This is a genomic window from Tardiphaga sp., assembly GCF_044340795.1.
Classification (GTDB): Bacteria; Pseudomonadota; Alphaproteobacteria; order Rhizobiales; family Xanthobacteraceae; genus Tardiphaga.
Genome location: NZ_JBIISY010000365.1, coordinates 1 through 4305, shown reverse-complemented (window position 1 = coordinate 4305; position 4305 = coordinate 1). Strand labels below are relative to the sequence as shown.

Genomic DNA, 4305 nt, shown 5'->3' with positions numbered 1-4305 from the left:
CGGAAGGCGGAGAGCCGGGCAGACGCCGGGAAGCGGGACCGGTTGGAGCGGACGCGTTGGATGTGGCTCAAGAACCGGGTGAACTGGACGGAAAAGGAAGCCCAGAAGTGGGAGTCGATGGCCCTGGAACGATATGTGAGGGGCATGGCTTACCAGATGAGGCTGGTGCTTCAAGGCATCTACGAGCGGAAGGATGCCGGGGATGCCAGGAAGCTGTTCCGAAACTGGTGCGCTTGGGTGCACACGATGCGGGGACAAACCGGAGAACTGCTCGAGCCGATGGCCCGAGCTGCCCGGATGGTCGAGGGTCACTTGGAGGGGATCCTGGCCCATTGGACTCAAGGGCTGACGACGGCCTTCATGGAGGGACTCAACAGCCTGTTCTCGGCTGTGAAGCGCAAGGCCCGCGGGTATCGGTCTGTGGAATACATGACCACCATGCTCTACTTCGTCGCCGGGAAACTCACCTTACCGTGCTACTGACCCACTGAAAGTAGCGAGGAACCGAGATTATTACGGGACGCTTCATGCACTGGGGTCAGAATTCCATAACCTGAGTTACTGCGCTCACGAGTTCACCAGCTTGGTCCCTTCGAAGTCGAAACGGAAGCGAACTTCTTTTAGGCCGGCGCCGCTCATCGCATGCCGCAGCTTGGTTTTATTGTCAGCATAGAACATAAGAAAGCCACCGCCACCTGCACCGATGAGCTTGCCCCCGAGCGCTCCGTTCCCCATAGCAAGGTCATACCACTCGTTGATCTTCGCGTTGCTCATGCCGCCCGAGCGCTCCTTCTTCCTCTGCCAGTGCACATCCATCAAACGCGCGAACTCGTTTAGTTGGCCCCTCTCCAACGCGCGCTGGCTTTGGAAACCAAGATCTTTGACGAAATGTAGATTTTCAATCATCGAGGCATCGGCGACTTTGCTCTTGCTGTCCTGCTCTCTCAAGATCGCTGATGCGGAACGCGAGTAACCGGTAAAGAACAACAGCAGGTTGTCCTCAAGGTCGCAGATCGTCTCATCAGAAATCTTCAACGGCCACGCTTCAACTTTGCCGTCGGGGAGAAATTTGAAGCACGTAATGCCGCCGTAGGCCGAGATATACTGATCCTGCTTACCTATGGGTTCGTGAAGCCGATTCAACTCGATATCGCATGCCTGTTCAGCGAGTTCTGCCGGGTGAACCAGATTTTTTCTCCAAGCATGAAGTGCCTTTAGCAAAGCCGTAGTAAAGCTGCCAGAAGAACCAAGCCCGGTACCCGCGGGAATGTCGGCCATTGAGGTGAGTTCCATCGACTGACCACTGATCTCTAGCATTGCCATCGCCTCGCGGATGATGGGGTGTTCTAACTGGCTGGCTTCCGCCACGCGTTCGAGCTTCGAATACTTCACGATCAAGTCCGTGACGAAGGTATCATGCAGAGTTATATAGACATACTTGTCGATCGCCGCTGCTATTAGAAAGCCGGTATGTTGCTGATAATACGACGGCAAATCTGTACCGCCGCCGCCGAGGCTGATGCGAAGTGGTGAACGCGAAATAATCATTTAATAGAAATTTTTAAAAGATTTATTACTTTCAGCGATTTATAAAATAAATATTTATTACACCACAGTCTTCCCATCCGCTGTAAACCAGATATCAAAGTGCGAAATTAGCCGCCTTTGCATCGCTCGCAAACATCTTCACAGTATCGAGCGAGAGCTCCTCAAGATCCATGCCGAGCATCTTGATGGCCTTACCTAGGATGTCGTGCGGCACTGTGACAATGTGCGAACCACAGTCATTCGCTTGGAAGATGTTCAGCACCTCCCGCACACTGGCCCAGAGCAGTTCTGCCCGCGGCAAGCCCTGCAGAATCTTCTTGCCCTCCAGCATGATGCCGATGGGATCTAAACCGGTGTCGGCGATGCGCCCTGCGAAGACAGAGACCACCGCAGGAACAGCGATATCGAGAGCTGAGGCGACACCCTCGACTTGTCTGATCGTGAGGAGCGCCGTGACATTCAACTTAACACCCTCTTTCGCCAACTCCTTGATGAGCGGCAGCGAAGATTCTCCACGAGTGTTCATGATCGGGATCTTGACGTAGACGTTTGACGCCCAACCATTAATTTTTAGACCTTGGCGCCGCATCTCGAAGAACTCGTCAGAAAAGACCTCAAGCGACAACGGCTTAGTCGTGATGCTCTCCAACACGTCCCGCGCGAACGCCTCAAAATCTGTCAACCCTGCTTTGCGCATTAGTGTCGGGTTTGTCGTCAGACCTTTGATGAGCGGATTGGCGTTGAGCTCTAACATGCCCTTCTTGTCCGCGCCATCGGCAAAAATTTTGATTTGTAAATCTTCGAATGTTCGCTTCATGAATTATTGATTGTTGTATTAAGGATTAATTCCGCGGCCTCACCGAGATCACGGACCGAGAAATCGGGCCTCACCTTCAGTTCCTCAGCATATCCGCGATCGATGAAAATGGTCTTGCATCCGGCGGCTTGACCACAATCCACATCGCGCCAACGATCGCCCACCATCCAACTCTGCCCAAGATCGATACCCATCTCCCGGGCTGCGTGTAACAACATGCCCGGCTTGGGCTTGCGACAATTGCAATCGGACATGCCTCTGCCTGCATGGTAGCACACCTCGATGCGGTCGATGGGTAGATGCGACAACACGTATCCATGGATCTCCTCTACGATCTGCTGACTCATTGTGCCGCGTCCGACATCTGGCTGATTGGTCGCCACGACAAGGACGAACCCGGCCGCCCTTAACCGAGCGCACGCGGCCAACACCTCCGGGAAAATTTCGAACTGAGCCAAGTTCTTCGGTGGGTATGGCCTGAGTTCGTGTTCAAGGGCTCGATTTATAACACCGTCACGGTCAAGAAACACCGCGCGCCTCGGCGCTGGATTCACTTTGTAGATTCCCACTTGGTTGCCGCAACCTTGAGCTTTGGATGGGACACGAATAGATGCCACACCACTCCCTGAAAAGCCTCGCTGAGGGGCGTGATGTGCGCTGGATTCACAGTCGGAACAATAACGCAAGCCGTCGCCTCCTTGGCCGTATAACCGCCGTCACGGCCGACGATCCCGACGACTGATGCGCCCACGCCTTTTGCCACCTGGATGGCGTTAACCAGATTCGGGCTCACGTTTTTCTCCAAATTGCCACCGCCGACTGAGAAGATAAGAAGCCCGTCCTTCTCGTTAATGCGACTAACTTTGAGCCATTCAGAAAAGATGGTCGGCCAACCCTCGTCATTAGTCCGGGCGGTGAGTTCGGAGACATTGTCAGTCGGCGCATAAGCTTCGAAACCACAGATCTTGCGGAAGTCGTTCACTGCATGACCTGCGTTGCCGGCGCTGCCACCGACACCGAGGATGAACAGACGACCCCCACGTTCTCGGATGGCGAACAGTTCATCGGCGCACCTTTCAATAGCTGTCGGGTCAAGTAGCGCCGTGACCTGTTGGACTTCGCCGAGAAATTGTTTTATGAAGTTCATAGCATTGTTTGTTTTCTAATTTTGTTACAGTAGTCAAAATCTGAGCCTATCGCGAAGGATTCAAAAGGTGCTCGAGCTCCGCTAAGCCCGCTGGCGAACCCATCTCATAGAATCGCTCTAGCACCTCGTAGCCAGCAAGCTGTCGGTCATGAACCAGCGCCTTCATGACATCCGCAAGGTCAAGGAACTGGTCGTTAGGGTGCTGTTCAAAGACAGAGGACTTGAATAGACTCACCCCGTAATCGATGTATCTCATCTCCTGCAACTTGGCCTTTTTATCATACACCACGACCTCGCCATCTCGGAAGACAACGTTGCTTGTGTCGTATCGGTCCTCGTTACGATAAACGGTCATCAGCCCCAGCTTGCCGCTGCGGCGAAAGGAATCCGCCACCGGTTCCCATTCTATTGGCAGATATGAATCACCGTAGAGGACAAAGAACTCTTCCCCAAGCTTAGGCAGAGCTCGTTTAACCGCACCGCCAGTGCCGAGCAACTTCTCGCCATCGAGGGAATAGTCCAACTTGATCCCGTACGCTGCATCACCAAAATCACTCCGTATCATCTCACCTAGATACCCGATACAGAGGACGGCACGACGTACCCCCCTCGCATGAAGCATCTCGAGCTGATGAGCCAAGATCGGCCGCCCTGCGACAGTGACAAGAGACTTCGGTACCGTCTCAGTGATTGGTCGCAGCCGCGTCGCAAGACCGCCAGCAAGAATGGCTACAGGAATATTGATCAAGGTATTACTCAAGCAATTAAGAATTTTGATCAGCGGACTTTAGAT

General features: G+C 53.6%; 7 protein-coding genes. 2 read left to right on the top strand and 5 right to left on the bottom strand.

The window, feature by feature from the left end; genetic code table 11:
• Positions 1-483, top strand: a 483-nt coding sequence (locus ACIQ17_RS31385) for a transposase (protein WP_398473416.1), incomplete at its 5' end; no start/stop codon positions are given.
• Positions 484-567: 84 nt separating this feature from the next.
• Here ACIQ17_RS31385 and ACIQ17_RS31380 read toward each other — a convergent pair.
• The 5 genes from ACIQ17_RS31380 to ACIQ17_RS31360 all read right to left on the bottom strand — a co-directional run bounded on the left by ACIQ17_RS31380 (position 568) and on the right by ACIQ17_RS31360 (position 4203).
• On the bottom strand, positions 568-1548 hold the full coding sequence (locus tag ACIQ17_RS31380; RefSeq protein ID WP_398473415.1) for a hypothetical protein: 981 nt from the start codon (positions 1546-1548) through the stop codon (positions 568-570).
• Positions 1549-1642: 94 nt separating this feature from the next.
• Positions 1643-2365, bottom strand: a complete 723-nt coding sequence (locus tag ACIQ17_RS31375; RefSeq protein ID WP_398473414.1) for a transaldolase — start codon at positions 2363-2365, stop codon at positions 1643-1645.
• Complete coding sequence (locus ACIQ17_RS31370) at positions 2362-2895, bottom strand: D-glycero-alpha-D-manno-heptose-1,7-bisphosphate 7-phosphatase (RefSeq protein WP_398473412.1); 534 nt, start codon at positions 2893-2895, stop codon at positions 2362-2364. The genes ACIQ17_RS31375 and ACIQ17_RS31370 overlap by 4 nt, the downstream gene beginning before the upstream one ends.
• A 20-nt stretch (positions 2896-2915) precedes the next feature.
• A complete protein-coding gene (locus ACIQ17_RS31365) occupies positions 2916-3512 on the bottom strand; it encodes an SIS domain-containing protein (RefSeq protein ID WP_398473410.1) in 597 nt (198 codons plus the stop codon).
• 46 nt (positions 3513-3558) lie between these two features.
• Positions 3559-4203, bottom strand: coding sequence for a sugar phosphate nucleotidyltransferase (locus ACIQ17_RS31360; RefSeq protein ID WP_398473417.1), 645 nt, complete (start codon positions 4201-4203; stop codon positions 3559-3561).
• Here ACIQ17_RS31360 and ACIQ17_RS31355 point away from each other — a divergent pair.
• The coding region (locus ACIQ17_RS31355; RefSeq protein ID WP_398473418.1) for a hypothetical protein at positions 4126-4305 on the top strand (180 nt) is incomplete at its 3' end. The genes ACIQ17_RS31360 and ACIQ17_RS31355 overlap by 78 nt on opposite strands.

What these genes read in the sequence shown, in the direction of transcription:
- ACIQ17_RS31365 (WP_398473410.1), bottom strand. Translation starts at nt 3,512, where the DNA reads ATGAACTTCATAAAACAATTTCTCGGCGAAGTCCAACAGGTCACGGCG.
- ACIQ17_RS31375 (WP_398473414.1), bottom strand. Translation starts at nt 2,365, where the DNA reads ATGAAGCGAACATTCGAAGATTTACAAATCAAAATTTTTGCCGATGGC.
- ACIQ17_RS31380 (WP_398473415.1), bottom strand. Translation starts at nt 1,548, where the DNA reads ATGATTATTTCGCGTTCACCACTTCGCATCAGCCTCGGCGGCGGCGGT.